The sequence below is a fragment of the Arthrobacter sp. Bz4 genome (genome assembly GCF_003075455.1).
Lineage (GTDB): Bacteria > Actinomycetota > Actinomycetes > Actinomycetales > Micrococcaceae > Arthrobacter_D.
Window position 1 is genome coordinate 96824 of record NZ_QDAE01000002.1, and the last position, 22817, is coordinate 119640.

At 63.4% G+C, this 22817-nt stretch carries 25 protein-coding genes, 1 tRNA gene and 1 pseudogene; 14 read left to right on the plus strand and 13 right to left on the minus strand.

The window, feature by feature from the left end:
* Positions 1-21: 21 nt before the first annotated feature.
* Together DDA93_RS16155 and DDA93_RS02305 are read left to right on the plus strand one after the other, a co-directional pair.
* Positions 22-252 (plus strand): hypothetical protein, encoded by a 231-nt coding sequence (locus DDA93_RS16155; protein ID WP_133185402.1) that lies wholly within the window; start codon positions 22-24, stop codon positions 250-252.
* Positions 212-766: a site-specific integrase gene (locus DDA93_RS02305; RefSeq protein WP_116777972.1), complete on the plus strand. Its 555-nt coding sequence runs from the start codon at positions 212-214 to the stop codon at positions 764-766. The genes DDA93_RS16155 and DDA93_RS02305 overlap by 41 nt, the downstream gene beginning before the upstream one ends.
* A 160-nt stretch (positions 767-926) precedes the next feature.
* On the opposite strand, the gene DDA93_RS02310 is transcribed toward DDA93_RS02305, so the two are convergent.
* Positions 927-999: transfer RNA gene (locus DDA93_RS02310), tRNA-Ala, on the minus strand.
* Between the two features lie 51 nt (positions 1000-1050).
* On the opposite strand from DDA93_RS02310, the gene DDA93_RS02315 reads away from it, so the two are divergent.
* From DDA93_RS02315 to DDA93_RS02325, 5 genes are all read left to right on the plus strand, one after another.
* The gene (locus DDA93_RS02315) at positions 1051-2571 is read left to right on the plus strand and encodes a DHA2 family efflux MFS transporter permease subunit (RefSeq protein WP_019484077.1); all 1521 of its coding nucleotides are present in this window, start codon (positions 1051-1053) and stop codon (positions 2569-2571) included.
* A 124-nt stretch (positions 2572-2695) separates the two neighbouring features.
* Positions 2696-3772: a hypothetical protein gene (locus DDA93_RS02320; protein ID WP_243400488.1), complete on the plus strand. Its 1077-nt coding sequence runs from the start codon at positions 2696-2698 to the stop codon at positions 3770-3772.
* Entirely contained in the window at positions 3769-4185 is a 417-nt protein-coding gene (locus DDA93_RS16610; protein ID WP_243400489.1) for a hypothetical protein, read from the plus strand. The genes DDA93_RS02320 and DDA93_RS16610 overlap by 4 nt, the downstream gene beginning before the upstream one ends.
* 100 nt (positions 4186-4285) lie before the next feature.
* Positions 4286-4414 carry a hypothetical protein gene (locus tag DDA93_RS16965; protein WP_019484075.1) on the plus strand — a complete coding sequence of 43 codons (129 nt, stop codon included), beginning with the start codon at positions 4286-4288 and terminating at the stop codon, positions 4412-4414.
* An 8-nt stretch (positions 4415-4422) separates the two neighbouring features.
* Positions 4423-6213 carry a glycoside hydrolase family 15 protein gene (locus DDA93_RS02325; RefSeq protein ID WP_019484074.1) on the plus strand — a complete coding sequence of 597 codons (1791 nt, stop codon included), beginning with the start codon at positions 4423-4425 and terminating at the stop codon, positions 6211-6213.
* A gap of 10 nt (positions 6214-6223) precedes the next feature.
* On the opposite strand, the gene DDA93_RS02330 is transcribed toward DDA93_RS02325, so the two are convergent.
* On the minus strand, positions 6224-7837 hold the full coding sequence (locus tag DDA93_RS02330) for an amidohydrolase (protein ID WP_019484073.1): 1614 nt from the start codon (positions 7835-7837) through the stop codon (positions 6224-6226).
* Between the two features lie 50 nt (positions 7838-7887).
* Positions 7888-8388 (minus strand): DUF456 domain-containing protein, encoded by a 501-nt coding sequence (locus DDA93_RS02335; RefSeq protein WP_019484072.1) that lies wholly within the window; start codon positions 8386-8388, stop codon positions 7888-7890.
* Positions 8389-8497: 109 nt separating this feature from the next.
* Here DDA93_RS02335 and DDA93_RS16615 point away from each other — a divergent pair, with 109 nt between their 5' ends.
* The gene (locus DDA93_RS16615) at positions 8498-9538 is read left to right on the plus strand and encodes a YrzE family protein (protein WP_019484071.1); all 1041 of its coding nucleotides are present in this window, start codon (positions 8498-8500) and stop codon (positions 9536-9538) included.
* Between the two features lie 58 nt (positions 9539-9596).
* On the opposite strand, the gene DDA93_RS02345 is transcribed toward DDA93_RS16615, so the two are convergent.
* The 6 genes from DDA93_RS02345 to DDA93_RS02370 all read right to left on the minus strand — a co-directional run bounded on the left by DDA93_RS02345 (position 9597) and on the right by DDA93_RS02370 (position 15735).
* A complete protein-coding gene (locus DDA93_RS02345) occupies positions 9597-11651 on the minus strand; it encodes a cytochrome c oxidase assembly protein (RefSeq protein ID WP_019484070.1) in 2055 nt (684 codons plus the stop codon).
* Between the two features lie 10 nt (positions 11652-11661).
* Positions 11662-12495 carry a thioredoxin domain-containing protein gene (locus tag DDA93_RS02350; protein WP_116777973.1) on the minus strand — a complete coding sequence of 278 codons (834 nt, stop codon included), beginning with the start codon at positions 12493-12495 and terminating at the stop codon, positions 11662-11664.
* Between the two features lie 39 nt (positions 12496-12534).
* Complete coding sequence (locus tag DDA93_RS02355) at positions 12535-13788, minus strand: Dyp-type peroxidase (RefSeq protein WP_024476324.1); 1254 nt, start codon at positions 13786-13788, stop codon at positions 12535-12537.
* A complete protein-coding gene (locus DDA93_RS02360; RefSeq protein WP_024476325.1) occupies positions 13785-14390 on the minus strand; it encodes a copper chaperone PCu(A)C in 606 nt (201 codons plus the stop codon). Before DDA93_RS02360 ends, DDA93_RS02355 begins: the two co-directional genes overlap by 4 nt.
* 42 nt (positions 14391-14432) lie before the next feature.
* Positions 14433-14993, minus strand: coding sequence for a copper resistance protein CopC (locus DDA93_RS02365; RefSeq protein WP_272942582.1), 561 nt, complete (start codon positions 14991-14993; stop codon positions 14433-14435).
* A 121-nt stretch (positions 14994-15114) separates the two neighbouring features.
* Positions 15115-15735, minus strand: a complete 621-nt coding sequence (locus DDA93_RS02370) for a hypothetical protein (protein ID WP_019484065.1) — start codon at positions 15733-15735, stop codon at positions 15115-15117.
* Between the two features lie 86 nt (positions 15736-15821).
* On the opposite strand from DDA93_RS02370, the gene DDA93_RS02375 reads away from it, so the two are divergent.
* The gene (locus tag DDA93_RS02375) at positions 15822-16415 is read left to right on the plus strand and encodes a vitamin K epoxide reductase family protein (RefSeq protein ID WP_019484064.1); all 594 of its coding nucleotides are present in this window, start codon (positions 15822-15824) and stop codon (positions 16413-16415) included.
* 63 nt (positions 16416-16478) lie between these two features.
* Here DDA93_RS02375 and DDA93_RS02380 read toward each other — a convergent pair.
* Positions 16479-16703 (minus strand): annotated as a pseudogene (locus tag DDA93_RS02380) (metalloregulator ArsR/SmtB family transcription factor); the annotation flags it as partial.
* Positions 16704-16826: 123 nt separating this feature from the next.
* On the minus strand, positions 16827-17738 hold the full coding sequence (locus DDA93_RS02385) for an SDR family oxidoreductase (protein WP_019484062.1): 912 nt from the start codon (positions 17736-17738) through the stop codon (positions 16827-16829).
* A gap of 320 nt (positions 17739-18058) precedes the next feature.
* Here DDA93_RS02385 and DDA93_RS02390 point away from each other — a divergent pair, with 320 nt between their 5' ends.
* Entirely contained in the window at positions 18059-18901 is an 843-nt protein-coding gene (locus tag DDA93_RS02390; RefSeq protein WP_024476327.1) for an NmrA family NAD(P)-binding protein, read from the plus strand.
* Positions 18902-18910: 9 nt separating this feature from the next.
* Complete coding sequence (locus DDA93_RS02395; RefSeq protein WP_116777974.1) at positions 18911-19525, plus strand: flavin reductase family protein; 615 nt, start codon at positions 18911-18913, stop codon at positions 19523-19525.
* Between the two features lie 89 nt (positions 19526-19614).
* On the opposite strand, the gene DDA93_RS02400 is transcribed toward DDA93_RS02395, so the two are convergent.
* On the minus strand, positions 19615-19776 hold the full coding sequence (locus DDA93_RS02400) for a hypothetical protein (protein WP_165802553.1): 162 nt from the start codon (positions 19774-19776) through the stop codon (positions 19615-19617).
* A gap of 188 nt (positions 19777-19964) precedes the next feature.
* Between DDA93_RS02400 and DDA93_RS02405 the strand changes: the two genes are divergently transcribed.
* The 3 genes from DDA93_RS02405 (at position 19965) to DDA93_RS02415 (ending at position 21809) form a co-directional block, all read left to right on the plus strand.
* Complete coding sequence (locus DDA93_RS02405; RefSeq protein ID WP_024476534.1) at positions 19965-20156, plus strand: helix-turn-helix transcriptional regulator; 192 nt, start codon at positions 19965-19967, stop codon at positions 20154-20156.
* Positions 20146-20574 (plus strand): hypothetical protein, encoded by a 429-nt coding sequence (locus DDA93_RS02410; RefSeq protein ID WP_024476535.1) that lies wholly within the window; start codon positions 20146-20148, stop codon positions 20572-20574. The genes DDA93_RS02405 and DDA93_RS02410 overlap by 11 nt, the downstream gene beginning before the upstream one ends.
* Before the next feature lie 152 nt (positions 20575-20726).
* Positions 20727-21809, plus strand: coding sequence for an acyl-CoA desaturase (locus tag DDA93_RS02415; RefSeq protein ID WP_116777975.1), 1083 nt, complete (start codon positions 20727-20729; stop codon positions 21807-21809).
* A gap of 89 nt (positions 21810-21898) precedes the next feature.
* Here the strand turns inward: DDA93_RS02415 and DDA93_RS02420 are convergent, their stop codons facing one another.
* Positions 21899-22744: a CoA ester lyase gene (locus tag DDA93_RS02420; RefSeq protein WP_116777976.1), complete on the minus strand. Its 846-nt coding sequence runs from the start codon at positions 22742-22744 to the stop codon at positions 21899-21901.
* Positions 22745-22817: the final 73 nt, after the last annotated feature.

The following is a 22817-nucleotide window of genomic DNA, read 5'->3' on the forward strand; positions in this document are numbered from 1 at the left end:
TCCAAAATCGTTCTGACCGGCATGATCGGTCTCGCACTCCGGCACGATGCCCTGCGCAGCAATCCAGTTCGGGATGTCGGAGCCATCAAATTCGCCAGGAAAGACGTCAAGGCACTGTCAGTCGAAGACGTTCAGAAGCTCCGGGCTGTCATTGCCGGGTGGCAAAAGGACCCCGCACACCAGGGACGGCCACGCGCACTAGACCTGCTGGATGTTCTCGACATTTTCCTCCCCACGCGCCCGAATTGGTGAAGTCCTGGCCATCCGTTGGAAGGACGTCAATTTTGAAACAGAACCGCCGACCATCACGATCTCGGGAACCGTCATCATGGAGAAAGGCCGCGGTGCCTACCGGCAAGACCACCCGAAGACAAAAGCCGGCTTCCGCACGATGAAGGTCCCGCCGTTTGCCGTGCAAACACTTCAGCGCAGGTATTCAGCCAAGCAGCCCAAACCCGAAGACATGCTGTTCCCGTCTTCCACGGGAACTGTGCGCAGCCCGCACAACTTCCGCAGGCAATGGCGGGACGCCCGCGCTGGATCACCCTTCGAATGGGTAACCCCGCATGTTTTCCGGAAATCCGTTGCCACTCTCATCGACCAGGAATACAGTTCCAAGCAAGCCGCCGCACAGCTGGGTCACTCTGGAACTGCAATCACAGAGAAGCACTACATCGCCAAGGCAACCCAGTCACCGGACCTCACAGCGGTCCTCCAAAAGTTTGGGACCGCATCATTATCCGGACCGGAGGGCATGTCTATGTGAATACCACCCACCGTCGCTGAGGCCCAGACGGACGGAATGCAACACCCAAGGCTGATCCGGAATAGTCCGAAAGCGTGTGGTTTCCGTGTGGTTGAGCCGTCGCAGGACAGAAACGAGGCCCTCCCACCCAACGTTTCCGCAGGTCAGAGGGCCTTCAGAGTGGAGCTTAGGGGAATCGAACCCCTGACCTTTTCATTGCGAACGAAACGCTCTACCAACTGAGCTAAAGCCCCGCAAAAAGTACTGTAGCAAATCGGTGCCCGCAGCCGGAGTAACCTCGGAGAATGACCGCACAACGCTCCGCCGAGGAGCAGACCGAGATCAACGCCTGGCCTGCACTTTGGGCCCTGGTCATCGGATTCTTCATGATTCTCGTTGACTCGACCATCGTCTCCGTGGCCATCCCGGCAATCATGAACGGACTAGGAGCCGACCTCGACAGCGTGGTCTGGGTCAACAGCGCCTACCTTCTGGCGTTCGCCGTCCCGCTGCTGATCACCGGACGCCTCGGCGACCGGTTCGGCCCTCGCCGAATCTACCTCGCCGGCCTGACGGTGTTCACCCTGGCCAGCGTGTGGTGCGGGATGGCCGGGTCAGTGGAGATGCTCATCCTGGCCCGGGTCCTTCAAGGACTCGGCGCGGCGCTGATGACACCCCAGACCATGGCCGTCATCACCCGCATTTTCCCACCGGAACGCCGGGGTGCTGCGATGGGACTGTGGGGATCCGTGGCAGGCGTCGCCACCCTCATCGGCCCGGTGCTTGGCGGCCTGCTGGTCGACTCGCTGGGCTGGGAGTGGATCTTCTTCGTCAACGCACCGGTCGGCGTCGTCGGCCTGATCCTCGCCTACCGCCTGGTCCCCCGGCTTCCGACCAACAGCCACAGCTTCGACTTCCTCGGCGTGGTCCTGAGCGCCGCGGGTATGTTCTGCCTGGTGTTTGGTATTCAGGAGGGCGAGACCTATGACTGGGGTACCATCGCCGGACCCATTTCGGTCTGGTCGCTGATCATCACCGGCGTCGTCCTGCTCGCGACCTTCATCCTCTGGCAGCGCTATAACCGCAAGGAGCCCCTGGTGCCGCTGGGGCTGTTCAAGGACCGCAACTTCTCGCTCGGCAACACCTCGATCTTCGCGATGGGCTTCGCCATCACCACTGTTGCTATCCCCCTGATGTTGTACGCCCAAAACGTTCGCGGCTTTTCCCCCACTGAAGGCGCCCTGCTGCTGACCCCCATGGCGATCATCTCCGGCTCGCTCGCCCCGCTGGTGGGGCGACTGGTCCAGCGCGGCAACCCCAAATACATGGCTGTCTTCGGATTCTCGGCCATGTCGGTGTCACTGTTCTGGCTAGGCGCCATCATGACTCCCGACATGCCCGTCTGGGCGTTGCTGCTCCCCATCTCGCTGCTCGGCCTGGCGAGTGCCGGCATCTGGGCTCCGGTTTCCCTGACGGCTACCCGCAACCTGCCTCGGTCCTCCGCGGGCGCCGGCTCCGGCGTTTACAACACCACCCGGCAGGTGGGGGCCGTCCTGGGGAGCTCTGCCATTGCGGCGATGATGCTCACCCGCCTGGCTGCCAACATTGGCGACGGCGGAGCCGAAGCCGTGCCCGGACAGCAGCTCTCCGAAGCACTACAGCCCGGATATGCGGCGGCCATGGGCCAGTCCCTTTTCCTGCCGGCCACGGTGATCCTCATCGGACTCGGCGCCGCCCTGTTCTTTGCCCGCCCCCAGCTCCGGACCGGCTGGGCAGACGACGAATCGCCGTCGAGCGTCCCGACGTCGCCAAACGCAGCAAAGTAGCCACTTCGGGGCGGCCCCTTGGTGAGCAACCCGGACACGCGGGGCCAACCTGGACATCGGGATGGCCGACGACGGCGGACACCACGGAGTGGTTGCCTCTGGGAACTACCTGTACGCTCTAGTCATGGCTGACGACACCGCAGAAACTATCGAAGACTCCGCAACCTCCGAGAAGGTCAAAGAAGTCAAGGAAGTCACCGACGACTTCGCCATCCGGCAGCACACCACAGCGTCGGGCCTGAAGTACACGAGCACTACCGGCCGACTGGTCCTGCGCCGGGAGGAAACGAAGGACGGGAAGTCCGACGGGTTCAAGCCCAAGGCCGAAATCTTCATCGTGGCCTACACCAAGGACACCGAGCCCGACGACGACGGCCAGACTCCCACTCGACCGGTCACCTTCGCATTCAACGGCGGTCCCGGCTCGGCGTCAATCTGGCTTCACCTGGGTTTGCTCGGCCCACGTCGGGTCGATTCCGGCGATACCGGAGCCATGACTCCCGCACCGTTCGGGCTGGTGGACAACCCCGAGACACTCCTTGAACACAGCGACCTGGTCATGATCGACCCCGTCAACACCGGCTTCTCCCGCGTCGTCGAAGGCGAGAAGTCGGACGAGTTCCACGCGTTCATCGAAGACCGCGATCTGGTGGCCGAGGTCATCCGGCTCTGGACCACCCGCAACAACCGCTGGCTCGCACCGAAGTACCTCGTCGGCGAATCCTACGGAACCCTCCGGGCCGTCGCCGTCGCCGGCCGGCTGTTCGACGCCTACGGCATGGCTGTGAACGGCCTGGGCCTCATCTCCACGGTCCTGAACATGTCGACGCTGCGGTTCTTTCCCGGCAGTGACCTCCCGTACGCCCTGCACATCCCCACCTACGCGGCCATCGCCCACTTCCACGGCCGCCACCCGGGGCGCGACCTCGCCGACGTCGTCAGTGAAGCCGAAACCTTTGCCGCCCGCGACTACGGGTACGCCCTGACGCAGGGCAGCCGACTCAGCGCTGAGGAGTACGACGACGTCGTCGCCCGACTGGCCGCGATTACCACCCTCGACGAGGCCTTTGTCCGCCGCACCAACCTGCGGTGGCAGTACGGTGAGTTTGCCGCGGAACTGCTCCGCGCGGATGGGCTTGCGGTCGGCCGGATTGACGGGCGGTTCACGGCGCAGCCGCCAGCCTGCAGAGCTCCACTATGACCGATGACCCGAGCATCCGCGCCATCACCGGTCCGTACGCGGCAGCCATGAACCACTACGTGCGCGCCGAACTTGGCTACGAAAATGACCTGCCCTACGAGGTGCTCACTGCCCGGGTGCACCCGTGGAGTTACAAGACCTTCGAGGGGGCACCCGTGGATGTGAGTCACACCCTTGAGCGGCTCCTGGTGCACAACCCCTCCCTCCGCGTCCACGTGGATTACGGCTATCAGGACGGCGCCACTCCGCATTTCGCGGCCGAATACGTGTTCGCCCACATGAATCTGACGGACCAGATGAAAGACCGATTCACGCACCACTATCACGAGGCCGGTCACATGATGTACCTGAAGCCTGAGTGCCGGTTGACGCAGTTGGCGGCGCTGAAGGAGTTCGTGACGCACGCCGGCTAGCCGCTATGCGGGCCGTTCCCAGTTTCCTTCAAGCCAAACTATAAGTAGACTTAGGTTTCCCGTGGAAACCCTCGGTCCTCCAATAGATAAGGAACATGTCGTGCTGATGAAGAGAATCCTGTGGACCCTCGTCCCCGTCATTGCCTCCAAGCTGCTCAAAAATCGACGTGGCAATAACGAGAACACCCGCGCCAACAAGACCCGGTACAACAAAAATCAGGGCCACTAGCCCACTGGATGATTGATCCGAATGAGCTAGCCGACCGCCGAGACGGCTACGTTGACCTGCGTTCCTATGCAGCAATCGGCGACGGGCGAACGGTTGCCCTGATCGCCCACGATGGATCGATCGATTGGTACCCCACCCCCGACCTCGACTCCACCCCTGCGTTCGCCCGGCTGCTGGACGCCGACGACGGCGGCGCGCTGGAGTTGTGCCCGGCTGAACCGTTCACCGCCACACGGGCTTATGTGGACGGCACCAACGTCCTGGCCACCATCTACACCACCAGGTCCGGCACCGTCCAGGTCACCGATTCCCTGAACACGGGCGTGGCAGGTCGACTGCCCTGGGGCGAGTTGGCCCGGCGAATCGAGGGCCTGACCGGGAACGTGCCGATGCGCTGGGCAGTCCGGCCCGGCAACTGCTTCCAGACCGCCTCACCCTGGGTCCAGTCCACCGACCACGGCGCAGTACTGATGGTCGACGGCACCGCGCTGGGCGTCCGCGGCATCAACGAAGGCGATGTGACCATCGAGGGTCAGGCAATTTCCGGGGCCCTCACCACCGATCCCGGCTCACGCCACCTCATCGCTGTCATCTCCACCCACGACGAGCCCCTGCCACTCCCCGATCCCCAATCAGTGGACGCCGGCATCGAACGAACCATCTCCAACTGGCAGACCTGGTCCAGAGAGTTCAGCTACGACGGACCCTACGCCGACCAGGTGCTCCGGAGCGCCCTGGCCCTGAAGCTGCTGATCCACAGCCCCTCCGGTTCAATAGCCGCAGCCGCGACCACGTCGCTACCCGAGAGCAGGGCTGGCGGCAAGAACTGGGACTACCGGTACACCTGGCTGCGGGACACCGCCTACACCCTTCATGCGCTGGTCCGGACCGGAGTGCGCGAGGAAGTCCACGCCGCGGTGTCCTGGATGCTCAAAAACCTTCGCACCCAGGGCAGGGACCTGCAGGTCTTCACCCGCCTCAACGGAGAGATCCCCGCAGGCACACGCACCCCGGATCTTTCCGGCTGGCGAGGAATCGGCCCGGTGGTCGACGGGAACCCTGCAGCTGGCCAACTTCAGCTGGGCGTCTTCGGGGACCTGTTCGACATTGTGCGACTGTACGTCGAGGCCGGGCACGTCTTGGACCCCACCACGTCCCGCCAGCTCGCGGACATAGCGGATCTTGCGTGCGATACCTGGCAACAGCGCGACGCCGGCATCTGGGAACTCCCCGAGGAGCGGCACTACACCACCTCGAAGCTGGGCTGCTGGCATGCACTGGATAGTGCTGTGAAACTCTCCGAAGCCGGGCAACTGCAACGACCCGCCGAGCGCTGGCGGGCCGAGCGCGATCGGATCCGGGACTGGGTCGAAGCGAACTGCTGGTCGGAAGACCGCCAGAGCTACGTCTGGTATCCCGGTTCCCAGGAGTTGGACGCCTCGATCCTGCTGCACGCCATCAGCGGCTACGAGCGCGGACCGCGAATGTCCTCAACCATTGATGCCCTGCGGGGCGAGCTTGGAGCTGGCCCCCTCCTCTACCGGTACAGCGGCATGCAGGACGAGGAATCCACCTTTGTCGCCTGCGCCTACTGGATGGTGGCTGCCCTGGCCCTGGTCGGACGCAAGGAAGAGGCACGCTCCCAGATGGACGAACTGCTACCTCTGGCGAACGACGTCGGCCTGCTGGCCGAAATGATCGACGCCGATGACCGGCACGAGTTCATGGGTAACCTGCCGCAGGGTCTGAGTCACCTGGCCTTGATCACCGCCGCGCTATCCCTGTCCGACGGCGAGTAGCGCCACCCACTCACAGCTGGTGGTGGGTAAACCGACCACCCAGCAGGGTGGCCAGAACCGGGATGTCGGCGATGTCACCGGTCGGAACCTCCAGCGGCGATGCCTCGAGGACAGCGCAGTCAGCAAGCATCCCGGCGGCCAGCCGGCCCTTGATCCCACCGAATCCGGTAGCGTCCGCGGATCCGACCGTATAGATGCGGAGGGCTTCCGCAGCGGTGAGCCGTTCGGATGCGGCACCGAAAATGGCGCCGCCGGAGGTCAGGCGGTCCACGTAGGACTGGATGGAGCGCAGCGCTGTCCCATCAGCACAAGGCCGATCGGAGCTACCTGCCATCCGGATGCCCGCGTCGAGGAAGGACTTGGCCCGGTAGGTGAATGCCGCCCGGCGCGCCCCCAAGGACAGCGCCATCGCGTCGCCTATCGGGCGGAAGAAGGAGGCTTGAGGCGCCACCGCTACCTCCAGGGCGGCGAGTGCTGACAGCTGGTCCGGTCGGACCACCGCCGCGTGCTCGATCCGATGCGGCAGGCTCCCGTTGGGTCGGTCAGGAAACTGGCGGAACGTGTCAATTGCCAGGTCCATGGCAGCGTCGCCGATCGCATGCGCGGCGATGGACCAGCCGGCACGGTGCGCGTCAACCATCTGCCGCCGCAGGGCCAACGGATCATCCAGCAGGTAACCCTTGTTCACGCTGCCGGTGGAGTAAGGCTCGGTCTGCGCAGCAGTCTCGCTGGAGAGCGCGCCATCCAGGAAGATCTTCGCCGGGCCCAACGACAGCATGTTATCGCCGAACCCGCTGTACATCCCCAGGCCCAGACCGGCTCCCGTATCTGACTGCAGCGTCTCGATGGCGGGCATCAGCTGCGCCCGGGCGTGCAGCTTCCCCGCTGTCCGGGCGTCCTGGAACGCGCCCAGTTCGTCTGGTGCATGACCAATCCAGCCGCCCCCGATGCCGGCATCGGTGAAGCTGGTGATCCCCTCACTCGCGTACCGGGCGCTCGCCCGGTCGATGGCCGCGACCAGGGTTTCACGGGCGTAGGGGCGGAGCAGGTCAAGGACCAGGGCCTGGGCGGTTTCCTGCAGCAGGCCCGTCGGTTCCCCCGAGCCGTCCCGCACAACCCTCCCGCCGACCGGATCGCTGAAGTCCTGGGCAAGAACTCCCGCCCGCCGGAGGGCCTCCGTGTTGGCGATTCCACCATGGCCTGAAGTCCGTCTGATGAACAGTGGTCGCCCTCCACTAACCCGGTCCAGGGCACCCCGGTTGGGGAACTGACCGCCGAACCGGTGGTGGTCGAACCCGCTGGCAACCAGCCAACCGCCGTCGTCGTCCGCCGGAGCCTGCGCCGCCGCATGGAGGCGGGCATACACCTGCTCCAGATCGGTGAGATGGGACAGGTCCACCTCACCGAGGGTGAGCCCGAACCAGGCGGTGTGGCAGTGCGCGTCATTCAGCCCCGGAATAAGGACCCTGCCCCGCAGGTCAATAACCTCTCTGGCGCTAAGGCCCGCCAGCTCGGTGTCGAAGCCGACGATCCGCCCGTTCAGGATGCCAACGCTCCCCGCTGCCGGACGCTGGGCGTCCATGGTGATGATACGGGCGTTGGTGAGGATGAGATCCAGCAACATGGTCAGCTCCCGAGCGACAATTTTCAGACGATAGTGGTGTTCAGCGATCCTTAGACGGTGGCAAAGTGCACCCACACGCCGATGACCCAGACGCTTCCTGCGAGCAGTGCGAGCCCAAGTTCGACCAGAATTCCGATGCCGGTTGCCTTCAACGCAGCCCCGCTGGACGATAGCGCCGGGCCGACTTGCCGCTGCCGGGCGAATTCGCTCGCGAACAGACCAGCGGCGAAGCCCACGAAGAGCCCGACCACGGGGATCAGGAACATTCCCAGCACGCCAGTGACCAACCCGATCACGACCGATCTGCCCGGAATCTGGCGCTGCTGGAGTTTCCGGCCAGTCAGGACCGCGCCGGCGAGCAGGCCAGCGACAGCCAGCGCCGCTCCGACGCCAAATGCCATCCAGCCCGCGGTGCTGGACACCACCAGCGCCCACATCAGGAGGGAACCGATGATGAGAATGCTGCCCGGGAGGATTGGCACAATGACTCCCGCGACGCCAACCACGATCAGCAGGCCGGTCAGCACGGTCATCAGGATCTGAAATTCCATAGGAAAAGTCTCTCACTGCGCTGGCTCCCATCCGGCCACTCTTGTCCCCCACCGGCAGTAATAGTAAGGTTGCTGAGGAAGCCGTACGGCACCGATAGTAGGAGGCACCATGAGCACGCAAGGAACAGGGAACGACCCGGCAGAGGGCAACTCTCCCCGGGAGAACACCCCCAAACATTCTGACGGCACTGCGGATTGGCGTGATTCCTCTTCGGCCAGCGCCAACGACGGCGACGCCACCCAGGTGCACGACTACACCGACTCGCGCCGCTCCGACCGCGACGGTGACGCCACCGAGGTGCACCGCACCACCGACTCGCGCCGCTCCGCCCGCGACAGTGACGCCACCCAGGTGCACCGCACCACCGACGGCGAGACCACCCGCGAACACCAGACACAGTCCGGCGGCTCAACAGGCGCAGTAGCTACCGGCGCCGGGGCGGGTGCCGTAGCGGCGTCGCCGTCTACCCGTACCCAGCCCGTCGCTGCGCAGCCGGTCAGTCATACCGCTGATCCGGATGACGACCGGTACCGCGACACCCACGACGACCGTCCGGCGCTACCGGCGTCGGCCGAACGGGCAGCCCTCCTGCAGCACGAGAAGGACACCTTTGGTGGCATGAAGTTTGGGTCGGCGTTCTTCGGCTGGCTCACCGCCACCGGGATGGCAGTGCTGCTCACGGCGCTCGTCGCCGCGGCTGGAGCAGTCTTCGGGCTCTCCACCAACACTGACCTGACCGATGCCGCCGACCAGGTGGCCGCAGATCCGCAGACCGTCGGCATCACGGGAGCAATTGTCCTGCTGGTGATCCTGCTCCTCTCCTACTTTGCCGGTGGTTACGTCGCCGGACGGATGGCGCGGTTCAACGGAGCGAAGCAGGGGGTTGCCGTGTGGCTTTGGGCACTCATCATCGCGGTACTGGTGGCGGTGCTCGGCTTGATCTTCGGAAGGCAGTTCGACATTTTCGCGAATCTCAACAGTTTCCCGCGGATCCCCCTCAATGAAGGGAACCTCACGACCGCGGGCATTATTGCTGTCATCGTGGCGCTGGTCGCAGCCCTCGTCGGAGCCGTCCTGGGTGGTCTCACCGGCATGCGCTACCACCGCAAGATCGACCGAGCGGACTACGACAACACGCCGACCCGATAGCCCTCAGCAACTGCGCCCCACCCGTGTCAGCTCATGGGTGGGGCGCAGTCGTGTGTGGTCAACGTCCCGGCGACCTCCGCTGCAGGCTTTCAAGATGCTGGTTGTAGGCGGTGAGTTTGGCGTCGTCGTCCCGGTCAGCGGCGCGGTCCTCGCGAACCGCTGTCCGTTCGTCGTCCTTCCGCCACGCCATGGCGACGCCTAACGCGAGGAGTACCGTCGGGATCTCCCCAATTCCCCACGCGATCGCGCCGCCTCGCTGCTGGTCAGCCAGCAGAGCTGCCTGGTCGGTGAGCTGCAGGTTAGCCCACCAGGTGGGTGCCAGGATCTCTGTGCCGCCCAGGAGCGACAGGCCGAAGAAGGCGTGGAACGCCATGGTCGCGAGCAGGATGATCAGCCTGAACGGGTACGGCGATCGGGCTGGCCCCGGATCGATCCCGATGAGCACCCAGGCGAAAAGATATCCGGTAATAAGGAAGTGCACGATCATGAACACGTGTCCCACATGGGTGGACAGGGCCAGTTCGAAAACGGGTGAATAGTAGAACCCCACCATGCTGCCCACGAAAATCAGCCCAGCAACCGGGGGGCGGGTGAGGAAGTGACTGAAGCGTGAGCGGAAGAGCCAGAGCACCCACTCGCGGAGGCCTCGGCTGCCGTCGGTGCGCGGACGTGTCGACTTGAGAAGCAACAGGATCGGCGCCCCCAGCACAAAGAGCACCGGTGCGTACATCATCAGGCCCATATGCTGGATCATGTGCCCCGAAAAACTGGTCCTCCCATAGACGGCGGGCCCGCCGCTGGTTAGCCAAATCAGCAGGGCGCACCCTGCGAGGAAGGCCAGCGAGCGGGGAATGGACCAGCGATCGCCGCGACGCCGGACCCTGATGACCGCAGCCACGTAGGCTCCGGCGGCAACCAGAACCAGGAGCCCAATCGTCCAGTCGGGGTGCCACGAAGTTAGGAAGCTGGGGACAGTGAGCGGCTCCGGGTACGGGTAGCCGAGGAGGGAACGGCGCAGGTCGACGTCGGCGATTGACCCCTGCGGAACGGGCGGCGGACTCGCGGCAAGACCGGCGGACACGCCGATGGTAACAATCATCAGCGCTGCTTCGGACACACCAAAGGTAACGAACGCCCGTCGGTCCTCCGGGTCGCGGTCCAGGCGCGGCAGAATCCTGCGGCGCTGATACCACCCAGCGAGCCCGAGCAGGGTCAGGCTACCCATCTTCACCACCACGAGCAGACCGTAGGGTGTGGCCAGGTCCGCCAGGGACCCGAGGCGGAGGCTGGCGTTGATAATCCCAGAGAAGGCCACAGCCCCGAACGCCCACGCAGCCAGTGCTGAGTAGCGGCGAAGGACCCGCCCCGTGTCCTTGCCCAGCCGGGATCCCAGCAGCAGCACCGCCGCGAGCCCGCCGACCCACACGCATACGCCGACCAGGTGGAGCGCCAGGGAGTTGACGGCGTTGCCGTGGTCATCCGACCCGGCAGCATGCCCGGCCAGGGCCAATGGCAGGATCCCCATCGCTGCGATGGCCAGCGCAATACCAGCCCCAGTGGTCGACCGGACCATTGGCAGCATCACGACCAGAACCAGGACCGCTGACAGCGCCACCAGCAGGATCTGCCCGAGCTCCAGTTCAGTGGCGAAGAACAGGAAAATCGACGCAAACCCCGGACTGTTGATCGGTTGGCCCGCAGTGTCAGCGGCAATCAGCACCAGCGAGGCGACCGAGGCGACAAACCAGACACCCGCCGAGATCCAGGCCCAATTGAGAGCCTTCCATTGGGCGAACCCAATGATCGACTTGTTCCGGTCGGACGCCGGCAGGAGACTGGCGCAGAGCACCAGGAAGCCGATTGTCATGGCAGCGCTGAGATCCTGGATTACCCGCGCGACTGGCCGAGCATGCACCACAAAGTCGCCGGGATCCGCCATGGTGGTTCGGTACGTGGTGAGCGCTTCGCTGAAGTACATCGACAGGATCGCGACCGCCAGGCTGACCGGCACTGCGATACCGAAAACTACCCGCACAATGCTGCGCTCCGGGATCCGCTCCCCCGATACTGGCCGCTCATCCCTCACGGCGGCCAGCTCAGCAGGATCCTGCAATGGGCCGCCTTTAGGCACCTCGGGCCTCAATTGCGGCTTCGACGCCGGTCACGAAATCGGCAGGCGACGCGAGTGGCTCACCATCGATGTACACGGTCGGCGTGCCTGAGATGCCCGAGGAGGATGCTGCGTTGGTGGTGAAGTCCACCCAGGGGCGGAAGGTACCTTCAGCAACGCAGGTGGAGATGTCCCCTGCGCCCGACGCTTCAGCAAGGTCGCTGAGCTCGTCATCGCTCAGTTCCCCAGTGGGGAAATTCCCGAATAGCGCTTGAGTGAATGGCAGGTATGCCTGCGGGGCCGTGTCAGCCACGCACGCTAGCGCGTTGGCTGCCCGGGAGGAGTACGCGCTGGTCGAGTTCCGGTCGAGGAAGGCAACGGTTCGGTACTCCAGGGTGACGTCGCCGTCGTCGAGCCACTGCTTAATTTGGGCTGAGTAGGTTGTTTCGAAGTCCGCGCAATGCACGCAGTTGACGTCGACCCACGCGACCACCCGGACCGGCCCGGGCCCAGCGTCGGCCTCCACCCCCGCCGGTGTTTCGCGTGTCTCCAGCGCCGCCTCGGCGTCGACCGTCCTGGCAGCGGTGGCCGCCAGGTCGGTGGGAGAGGCAAGCGTGATCCCGCCATACTCATTGCCGTGGGCTGGCGCGGGACCGGCAGCCGGAACATCCGGACGAATCGAGGACACAATCACCACAGCGATCACCGCGAGGACAGCCAGGACTCCGCCAATGATTCCCCACCTCATCAACAGGCGTGAGCGCTTTTCCCGCCGCTCGTGGTCCAGCCGAAGTTGCTGGGCTGATTCGCGGGAGGAGCCGGCGGATTTAGTGTTTGGTGCGGGCATTTTGGGGTTTCCTTTGAGTGGGAGGATGCGTGTTCGGGGTCAGATAGCGAAGAGCGAGTCTCCGATGAACCCGCCTTCGGCGCAGCCCGGCGGGATGGCGAACACTGCAGAACCGATGGGCGTGGTCCATTGGTTCAGGAGGTCCAGTTCGTCCAGTCGTTGCTGCAACGGGACGAATTGACGGTCGACGTCGGCCTGATAGCTGAGGAAGAGCAGGCCGGCGTCAGAAACAGGCCCTCCAGTTGGTGTCGTGTTGTAGTTATACGCACGACGGAATATCTTTTCGCCAGGCACGCTGGACCGGGCCCTGCGCGTGTGCGCGAACTCGGCGATGACCGGAAATCCCAAGGGGGTGGTCTTCTCGAAATCTGGCTCGTCCTTCTCATTGTGTCCGGTCAGCGGAGCGCCGTTCGTCAGGTAGCGACCGACTGACTCTTCACGGCCCGGACGGTCCAGCTCATCCCACGTGTCCAGGTCCATGGCAATTTTGCGGATCACCATCGACGTTCCGTTGAAAAGCCAGGCAGGAGAAGCGGAGCTGTCCCAGACCACCGTCTCGAGGTCGTCCGAGCCAAGTCGGGGGTTTGCTGTCCCATCGACCTGGCCAAACAGATTGCGCATCGTCACGGAGGCCTCTTCCGAACCGAACGCCCGCCGGAATCCTTCCGTCGACCAGCGGACCTGGCCGAAAGACCGGGTGTCCTTGAGGAGCATCCGCTGCGCATGCGACACCGTGACGAGATCTTCAGAGGCGACGTGAATCAGGAGATCGCCTCCGCACTGATCCTCGTCGAGATCGTCAATGGAGAAGGCGGGGAGCGGCCTAAGCCAGGAGGGTGCACTGTTGTCACCAGCGAGCCGCACAATGCGTTCCCCGAACCCGAAGGTCACTGTGAGACGGGCTGGAACGATGGCCAGCTCCGGTTCCGGATCTGCCAGGGCCGCCGCGCCCTGTGTCAGACGGGCCGCATCGTCGGTAAGGAGCCGCATCAGTCGAACCACCTGTTCCGCTGTCTGTACCTGAACCAGATCCACAGCGGTAATCACTGTGTGAGACTGGGCTGGAGTATCAATACCCGCCTGGCGCGCCCCGTAGAACGGGACGGTTAGTGCGCCGTGGATCGCCGATCTGGCGTCCTCGGCGTGGCCTGCAGCAGCAGTTGACGAGGCGTCCCTCCAGGAGGAACCGATCAGGGCGGCGGTGGCCGCACCCACACCGGTGGCGGCGCCTCCCCACAGGAAACGCCGACGATTCAGCCCCGGCAGGGCATCATTGGTATCCGATTGAGTCACTGGTCGGGTGCCCCTTCATCGGCGGACCCGGAGCGAGTATCCGAGCCCCTGTCATCAGCTGAGCCGGAGGCGGAATCCGTTTCGATATCCACGGACTCGTCGCCGTTGTAGGTTTCATTCGCCCCCGAGTAGTCCTTGACAGGTGCATCGAAGCTGAAGATCGAGCCATCCTCCATGGTCAGCTCGAAGCCAACAGTGTCACCTGCCAGCAGCGGTGCAGTGAGGCCCATCAACATCAGGTGGTCGCCTCCTGGCGCCAGGATCATTTCGACTTTGGAGACGACAAATCCCCCGTCTTTCTCCTGCATCATCATCTGACCGTCGTCCCCTGCGACTGTCTCGTGCAGCTCTATCATTGGGGACGCTGCGGTGGAGGCCGAGATGACTGTCACCTCGGCGCCGTCCGTCGACAGGATCCCGAAGGCAGCGCTCATGCCTTCTTCGGCTGATTTCACCCAGGCATCCTCGATGGACACGGAATCCGCCTGTGCTGCCACGGCAGTACTGGGAGCGGTTTCGGAAGCTGTTGCTGCGCAGCCCACGAGGGCGGTGATTGTTCCCAGGGCAACAAACCCGGTGGCGAACTTGGTGGAGAGTTTCATGGTGATTCCTTAGCTAAGTAGTGGCGGTGACGGCGCTCTTGATCAGCGGGCACGTCGGAGACGCAGAACCAGCGCGAACATGCCGAGGCCGCCGGCGGCTCCTATCAGGGCGTACTGCCAGACCGGCAGCATGGCCCAAAAGCCAGCCGATGGTTCCGGTTGTCCGGCGAGGTTGCCGGGCGCAGCATCAGGAGTTGCGGTTTCGACCGACGGCGCGCTTGCGGCGGCCGTGATGGGTTCTGCGGAGGCTGGGTCGCCGACAATGAAGTCGAAGGACCCAGCAATGGGATGTCCGTCGCCCGAGACCACGCGCCATCGCACCTGATAGGCGCCGTCGTCGAGGTCGGCGACTGTCTGAGTCAGAGTATTGCCGGCTAGTTCGGGAACTCCGATGGTGCGATCTGTGGAGGTGGAATCAACCACCAGCACCGCTGCGCCCAGATCCAGGATGTCCGCGCTGAAAGCGAGGTCAATGGATTCTGGAGCTGTCGCCAACTCGTCCCCCTGTTGGGGGTTGCTGGAAACTAGCTCATCGTGTGCACTAGCGCTGGGCAAAGAGACGAATCCACTACCTAAAGTGATTCCGCCCAGCGCTAATGTCACGAGAGCTGCACGTCGGAAAATGCGAACCAACCCGCCAGAACGCGGGGTGGGCAAAGGGTTCTCCTACCTTTGTGAGGTACGCGAAGTCAGGCGGTGATTCTCGGTGCCGCAGCTGACTGGGTCAGGCGAAGGACAGCTGCTGGACCGGGGGCCCTCGAAGGCGACGCCTTGAGTCGGCATGCAGGAGATCGTGCATACCCAGGGTTGCCGGACGGACAGGAAGGGAGCGCAGCTCCTCGGAGACCGGGCAGGAGCCAACCCAACGGATCATCGCCGTCAAGGATGCAGCCAGGGCGCCAACCAAGGCCCACCACAGCGCTTCGCCGTGACGCACCAGAGCAATCGTCAGTAGACCAGCCGCGAAGTGGGACACGATCATCAGGATGCCCGGATGCTCAGTACCGGTCAGAGCAGCCGATGGGACCGGCAAAAATAGCTCATGGCCGTGGCCGGTACTCGATCCGGTCGGTGCCGTCGAACCGCTAGTGAACAAGGCGAAGAGCGAGTGAAAAATCACCTGGCTGATCGCTACCCCAACGGTTGTTCTCGCAAGGGTCAGTCGACGCCCGGCAAGAATGACGCATACGAGCGTCCCGAAGGTCAGCGCAACGACAACCGCGATCGTTGGAACGCCACCGCCAGCGATAGCATGTGAGGCACCGGCGAGGGAGGTCGATGCGGCAGCAGCGAGTAGCCCACGGGTTAGGCGGGCGGCTGGTGTCACACTGGTCCTGCCAGACATTGTTCCTCCCTCCTGAAAATTGTAACCTCTTCTACGGAGAGTAGAAAAAGTTGCACCACGACCACCAAGGCTTCGAGAAAGTCACCATGGACACCGCTACGCCACGATTCGCGCAGGACAGGCCTTTCGGTCTGATCCTGGTCATCTCAGGGGTGGTGGGGTGGTTGGCATCTGGTCAGTTGGTCCTTGAACGGCTGGCTGTCTACGCGGACCCCAACTACGTCACCAGCTGCGACGTCAACGCCTTCGTTTCCTGCGGTGAAGTCTTCAAGACCTGGCAAGCGAGTCTCTTCGGCTTCCCCAACCCCCTGCTGGGTATTGTCGCGTTCTCCGTCGTCATCACCACGGGGGCCATGCTTCTCGCCGGGGCAAACGTAGCTCGCTGGTACTGGCGCGCATTGCAGGTGGGTGTGACTCTGGGGATGGTCTTCACCATCTGGCTATGGAGCCAGGCCCTCTTTGCGATCGGGATCCTCTGCATCTACTGCATGATCGTGTGGGCTGCGATGATCGTGCTCACCATTTTCCTCACTTCACGCAATTTTGTTTGCGGCGTGTTTCCGGCGAGCGAGCGAGTGCGCCAGTTCCTCAGCGGATGGACGGGGACCACGGCGGCACTGTTGGTGATTGCGACGGCGGCCACCGTATTCTTCCGGTTCATCGGCGTATTTGCCGGCTGACTTTCAGGCTGGCCGGCCCGTCCAGCCTGCACGGAAGGGCTCCAACCATTGATCCACGTCCCGCAGGGGCCCGGCCTCTACGGCATACAGGCGCCGGGTACCGTCCCCACGGACGCGAGCAAAACCGTTCTCGCGTAACACCCGAAGGTGCTGCGAGACGGCAGGCTGGGAGATCCCAAATTCGGTGCGAATGACCCGGGCAATATCGCCAGCCGCCCATTCCTCATCGAGGAGAAGCTCAAGAATCCGGCGGCGAACCGGGTCGCCGAGGACGTCAAAAGCATGCATAAGCAGAACCTATCAAAAAGTGCTTATATTCGTCTAGATTTATATACGCGACATCCCCTGCCACCGGGCCGAAGCGGCCCGCCAGCAGGGGACAATCAAGATCTTTCACCTCAACAACACGGGCTAGGGCGAAGGCTTTCCGCCGTTGACATTCAAGGTTTCGCCCACCACATAGCTTGACTCGGAGGACGCAAGGAAGACGTAGGCCGGGGCCAGCTCGGTGGGCTGTCCTGCGCGACCTAAGGGGGTGTCCTTGCCAAACTCCGGCAGCTTGTCCTTTGGCTGTCCATCCGAAACCTGCAATGGGGTCCAGATCGGGCCTGGAGCAACGGCGTTGACCCGAATACCCTTGGGTGCCAACTGCTCGGCGAGGCCCTTGGTGAAATTGTTGATCGCAGCCTTGGTGCTCGCATAGTCCAGCAGAGTCGACGACGGGCTGTAAGCCTGAATCGATGTCGAGTTCACGATGCTCGATCCGGGCTTCAGATGCTTCAGCGCTTCACGGGTGATCCAGAAGAACGAATAGATGTTCGTCTTGAAAGTTTCATCCAACTGCTCATCGGTGAGGTCCTCAAGACGCTCGACCGCAATCTGCTTGCCGGCATTATTCACAAGGATATCTAGGCCACCCAGCTGTTCGGCGGCATCGTTCACGAGTGAACGGCAGAAAGCCGCATCGGTCAGGTCGCCCGGAAGCTTGACAGCCTTCTGGCCGCTCTCTTCGATGAGGCGCGCCACCTCGACGGCGTCGGGCTCCTCGACGGGGAGGTAGGACAACGCGACGTCGGCACCTTCGCGGGCGAAAGCGATAGCGACGGCAGCGCCGATACCGGAGTCCGCTCCGGTGATAAGAGCCTTGCGCCCCTTGAGGCGGCCGGTGCCACGATAAGAGGTCTCGCCGCGGTCCGTTTGTGGTTCCAGATCCCGATCCAACCCGGGTTCGGGCTGGTCCTGCTTGGGGGCCGAGATGCTCGGGAAACGAGTCACCGGATCCTGGAAGGTGTACTGGTCAGTCGTTGAAGTCTTATCAGTCATGCGTTCCTCACTAGCCGTGCGTACGTACGATACGGTCTGTGCAGGCCAACCGGGAGACGGATCGAATACCGCCCTCCCCGAAAGCTAAGCCTACTGACTATCCTAGGACGTACCCACCCATCAGACAAGGCAGTGCGGGGAAGCTAGAAGATCTGAGCGAAGAATCCCGCACCAATACTCGCCACGAGAGCGATAATGAGAAGCCAGACGATGGGCACACGGTATTTGTTGATGTAGCGCATGGTCCCCCAGTCTAGGCGAGCCTGGCAGCTTGCCGCCGAGCGGAAATAATTCACCACCTCCCCACGCTGCAAAGGGGTATGGACAAGCTGATAGCAGTTACTGGATCGACCGGGGCCATCGGCGGCGCTACGGCACGCATTCTTGCTGCGTCCGGGCTCGCACTTCGCCTGCCGGTCCGAGACCTCGGCCGCGCACCGGCGCTGCCGGGCGCAACCGCCGCTGAGTGCAGCTACGCGGACCGTTCGGCAGCCGTGACAGCTCTTGAGGGTGTCCACACCCTCTTCATGGTCTCAGCAAGCGAATCCAAAGATCGCGTGGAGCAGCATCTGACCTTCGTCGACGCGGCCAGTGAAGCCGGTGTGCAGCACATCGTGTACACCTCATTTTTTGGTGCCGCCCCGGACGCCACCTTCACCCTCGGGCGCGACCATTGGGCCACCGAGGAACACATCCGCCGTTCCGGGATCGCCTACACCTTCCTCCGCAACAATCTGTATCTGGACGTCCTACAACATTTCGCCGACGACGACGGCGTCATTCGCGGCCCCGCTGGCAACGGGCGATTGGCCGCGGTGGCCCGGGCGGACGTGGTGCAGGTGGCCGCCGTTGTCCTTAGGGATGCCGCCGCCCATGCGGGCAACACCTATGAGCTGACCGGCCCCACGGCGCTAACCCTGGCGGAGGCTGCAGCGATCATTTCGCAGGAAACCGGCCGGGAGGTCACTTACCGGGCCGAATCGGTCGGTGAAGCGTACGGTTCCCGGCAGCACTTCGGCGCGCCCGACTGGCAGCTCGATGCCTGGGTCAGCACCTACACAGCAATTGCCGAAGGAGGGCTGGCCCGGACCACCACCACGGTGCAGGATCTGACGGGTCAACCAGCACTGGATCTCGCTCAAGTCCTCCACGGCGACCGCTAGGCTCAAAGGATGCGCAGAGACTTCAGCAGAGACAACACCTCGACGCGTGACTTTTACCGGCTGCTCACCTCGACGGTGGTACCCCGCCCGATCGCCTGGGTGTCGTCCCGGTCAGCGGCAGGCGAGGACAACCTGGCGCCGCACTCATTTTTCACCATTGCGTCGGTGGACCCCCCGATGGTCGCTTTCACATCGGTAGGGCGGAAGGACACCCTGCGCAACATTGAGGAAACCGGCGAGTTTGTCGTCAATCTCGCGCCAGAGCAGCTGTTCGAGCAGATCAACGCCACCGCCACGAATTTTGACCGGGAAGTCAGCGAGTTCGACGCCGCCGGTCTCACCCGGGAGCCGAGCCACACGGTGACGCCCCCACGACTGCGGGAGTCTCCGGTCGCCCTGGAGTGCAAGCTACATCTGGTGCAGCCCATCGGGGATTGCTTTGTGGTTTTCGGCGAGGTGACCCATGCAGCCATTTCCGAGGACGTCCTGGACGGGACCCACCCACTGATGGACCGCCTCAAACCACTGTCCCGGCTAGGCCGCGATGAGTGGGGTACCACCGGAGTCGTTCACACGATCAAGCGCATTCCCGTGGAGGAGTGGCCGGGGCACTTCCGCGGCTGAACGGGTACCGCGGAAGCGCCCCGGCCACTCCTCCTCCCGGGTTTCACCTTCCAAACAGTCGACCAAACCAACCTGGCTGAGCCTGCCCCTCAGACCGCGCACGCTTCGGCTCGACGGTCGGATTGCAGGAGCACTGATCCTTCTTTGGTACCGACCGCATTACCTGATCGACGTGATTTCCACAGCCGGCCCAGGTGGTTTTCCGGCAGCGCATACAGGTGGTTGTCCGGCACATGCGAACTCTCTTTCATTAGGGTCCAGGCTGGAATCGTGGACGGCGTTCACTCAAGTATGCAAATACCCCTAGGGGTATGTCAAATACAGGCCACGCCGAGACTGACCCTCCTTCGCCCACGAAAGGTCAAGGAAGCTTGACATGATGGCAGAAGTCAAGGAAGCTTGACCCCATGACAAGCTTCCTTGACCACTTTGGTTTCCAGTGAGGAACGATCTCAGTACGCTCCGCCGCGCGGCTGGCATCTCCCAACGTGAACTCGCAGAAGTCCTCGACGTTTCGCGTCAGACCATCAATTCCATTGAGACCGGCCGCTACGATCCGTCGCTCCCACTGGCCATAGCTATCGCCCGACACTTTCGCAGCACCGTAGAGGAGATCTTCCATGTCGACTAGCACCTATACCTCAAAGCAAAAGGCCGCGGTCCTCGGGCTGGTACTGGCAGGGCTGACTGGTCTCATCCTGACAGGGCTGTTGCTTCAGGAGTACGGGCCGGGAAATATGGGGGCTGGCCTTCTGGCGGGCGGCGCCGTCGGCCTGGTCGCCGCCCTGATTGGCCTGTGGCGCATCACCAAGACCCCCTCACGAGTGAGCACCTTCGAACGCGCCTGGACCCAGACGGGCGATGAACGGGACAACGCCGTCCTCACCAGATCGCTGGCAATCCTAGGACTCCTAGCGGTCCCGCTGACCGCCATCGCGGCAATAGCCGTGGGCTTTGGGGCTGCCGTGGAGATGGTTCTGGCTTTGCTGCTGCTGGCACAAGCTTTGGTGGGAGCCGTCGCGTTCGTTGCGATCAACCGTAAGAGCTGACGCCTCTTTGGGCGTCCATCCTCACAGATCACTAACTATGCCGTAGGGCGCATACTTACAGGCGGCATACATCTAACTCACATAAACTACGTATATCCGCGGGTTTAGCATCCCTTCGTCTGCTGGGGACAGAATCTAACGCAGGGACACTTATGAGTACTACAACCTCCGGCCGTAGCGTGCGCGTTGCTAAGCCGAACGACGTCGTCGCCTCCTATGCGACGCTGCTGAAGCAGGTACGCAAAGAAGGTCTGCTGAACCGTCGCCGCCGCTTTTACGTTTCCGTCTTCGCTGCACTGGCGTTGACCATGGGTGCCGCCTGGACCGGTTTCGCCCTGCTGGGCGATACCTGGTTCCAGTTATTGATCGCCGCCGTGCTCGGCGTCGTCTTCACGCAGATCGCGTTCCTGGCCCACGAGGCCTCCCACCGGCAGATTTTCAAGACCCGCGGGGCCAACGACTGGTCCGGACGGATCCTGGCCGCCGGCGTCGTCGGCATCAGCTACCAGTGGTGGATGAATAAACACACCCGCCATCACAACGACCCCAACGTGGTGGGCAAGGACCCGGACATTGAGATCGATACCATTTCCTTCATTGAGGAAGACGCAGCCAAAGCCAAGGGACTCCACGCCTGGATCACCCGCCGCCAGGGCTACCTCTTCTTCCCGCTGCTGACCTTCGAAGGTTTGAACCTGCACGCCAAGTCGATCGGCACCCTGTTCCGGCCGGGGGCTGTCCAGGGCCGCTGGATCGAACTGGCTCTCCTCGCGATCCGGTTCGGCGCCTATCTCGGCGTCCTGTTCTGGTTCCTGCCCGTCGGCATGGCGTTTGCCTTCATCGGCGTTCAGATGGCCGTGTTCGGCATCTACATGGGAGCCTCCTTCGCCCCCAACCACAAGGGCATGCCGATCATCCCCAAGAACAGCAAACTGGACTTCTTCCAGAAACAGGTCCTCACCTCACGCAACATTCGCGGCGGCAACTTCGTCAACAACGCCTTCGGCGGCCTGAACTTCCAGATCGAGCACCACCTGTTCCCGGACATGCCCCGCCCACACCTGCGCAAGGCCGCCCTGATCGTCCGCGAGCATTGCGAACGCCTCAAAGTCCCCTACACCGAGGTCGGCGTCGCAGCCTCCTACGGCGCAGTAGTGTCCTACCTCAACCGGGTAGGCCTCGCCGCACGCGACCCCTTCGACTGCCCCATGGTCAACAAATACCGGCACCAATAGCCCGACACATAAAAACTGCCCTGCGGGTCAGATCTGCCGCTAGCGGCGGACCTGACGGGCAGGGCAGTTTCTATGTCCGAGGTGGGTGTTTAGGCGTTCCACAGTCCGTAGGAATCGGCCAGTGAAGAGATTTTCTGGGCTCGGGCCAGACGGGGAAGATAGGATCCGTCACCGACGACGGCCCCAGCCTCATGCGCAACGAGAAGTTCATGCGCCCACATAATCTCGGACTCGCTCGGCGAGAGACCCTTGTTGATGGTGTCGGTGGCGTCAGGTAGCAGGCAGAGCTTGCCGGTCATGCCCATCGAGGCGGTCACCTTGCAGGCCTCCAGCAGGGTGTCCCCCAGCGCTCCAACGGTTGGACCATCGATAGGGCCGGGCAGCTGACCCACCCGCGAAGCAACCACCAGTTTGGCGCGGGCGTAGGCCAAGGCCATCGGCTCGTCGGAGGCTCCGGTATCTCGCCGGAAGTCACCGACGCCAAACGCGAGTCGGAACGTGCCCGGTGCGCTGGCAATCGATGTGGCGTTCTCAATACCCAGCGCCGACTCGATCAGGGCCAGCACCGGAGTGCCCGCCTGAAGTCGCATGGCGGTGTGGGTGACCTGCTCGGGCTTCTCCGTCATGGCCAGCATGACCCCGCGTAGTCCGGGAGCCTTGGAGAGTGCCGCGAGGTCGTCGGCCCAGAAATCGGTTTCGATGCCGTTGACTCGCACCCAGGCCGTCATCCCGGTGGAGAGTGCCTCCACCACCCGCTCCCGCGCCTCGGCTTTGCCATCGGCGGGAACGGCGTCTTCCATGTCGAACACTACGGAGTCCGCCTCGGAGGTGAGGGCAGGCGCGAAGTTGGCCTCAGACGCCGCGGAGGCAAGGAGCCAGGAACGGGAGAGCTTGGCGGGGAGCGCAGCTGCGCGGCTGTTTCTTAAGGAGGCCATATATGAACACTACTGAACGGTCGGAGCCATAATCCACCGCAGCACCGAAGCTGACCCAAACACTACGAACAAA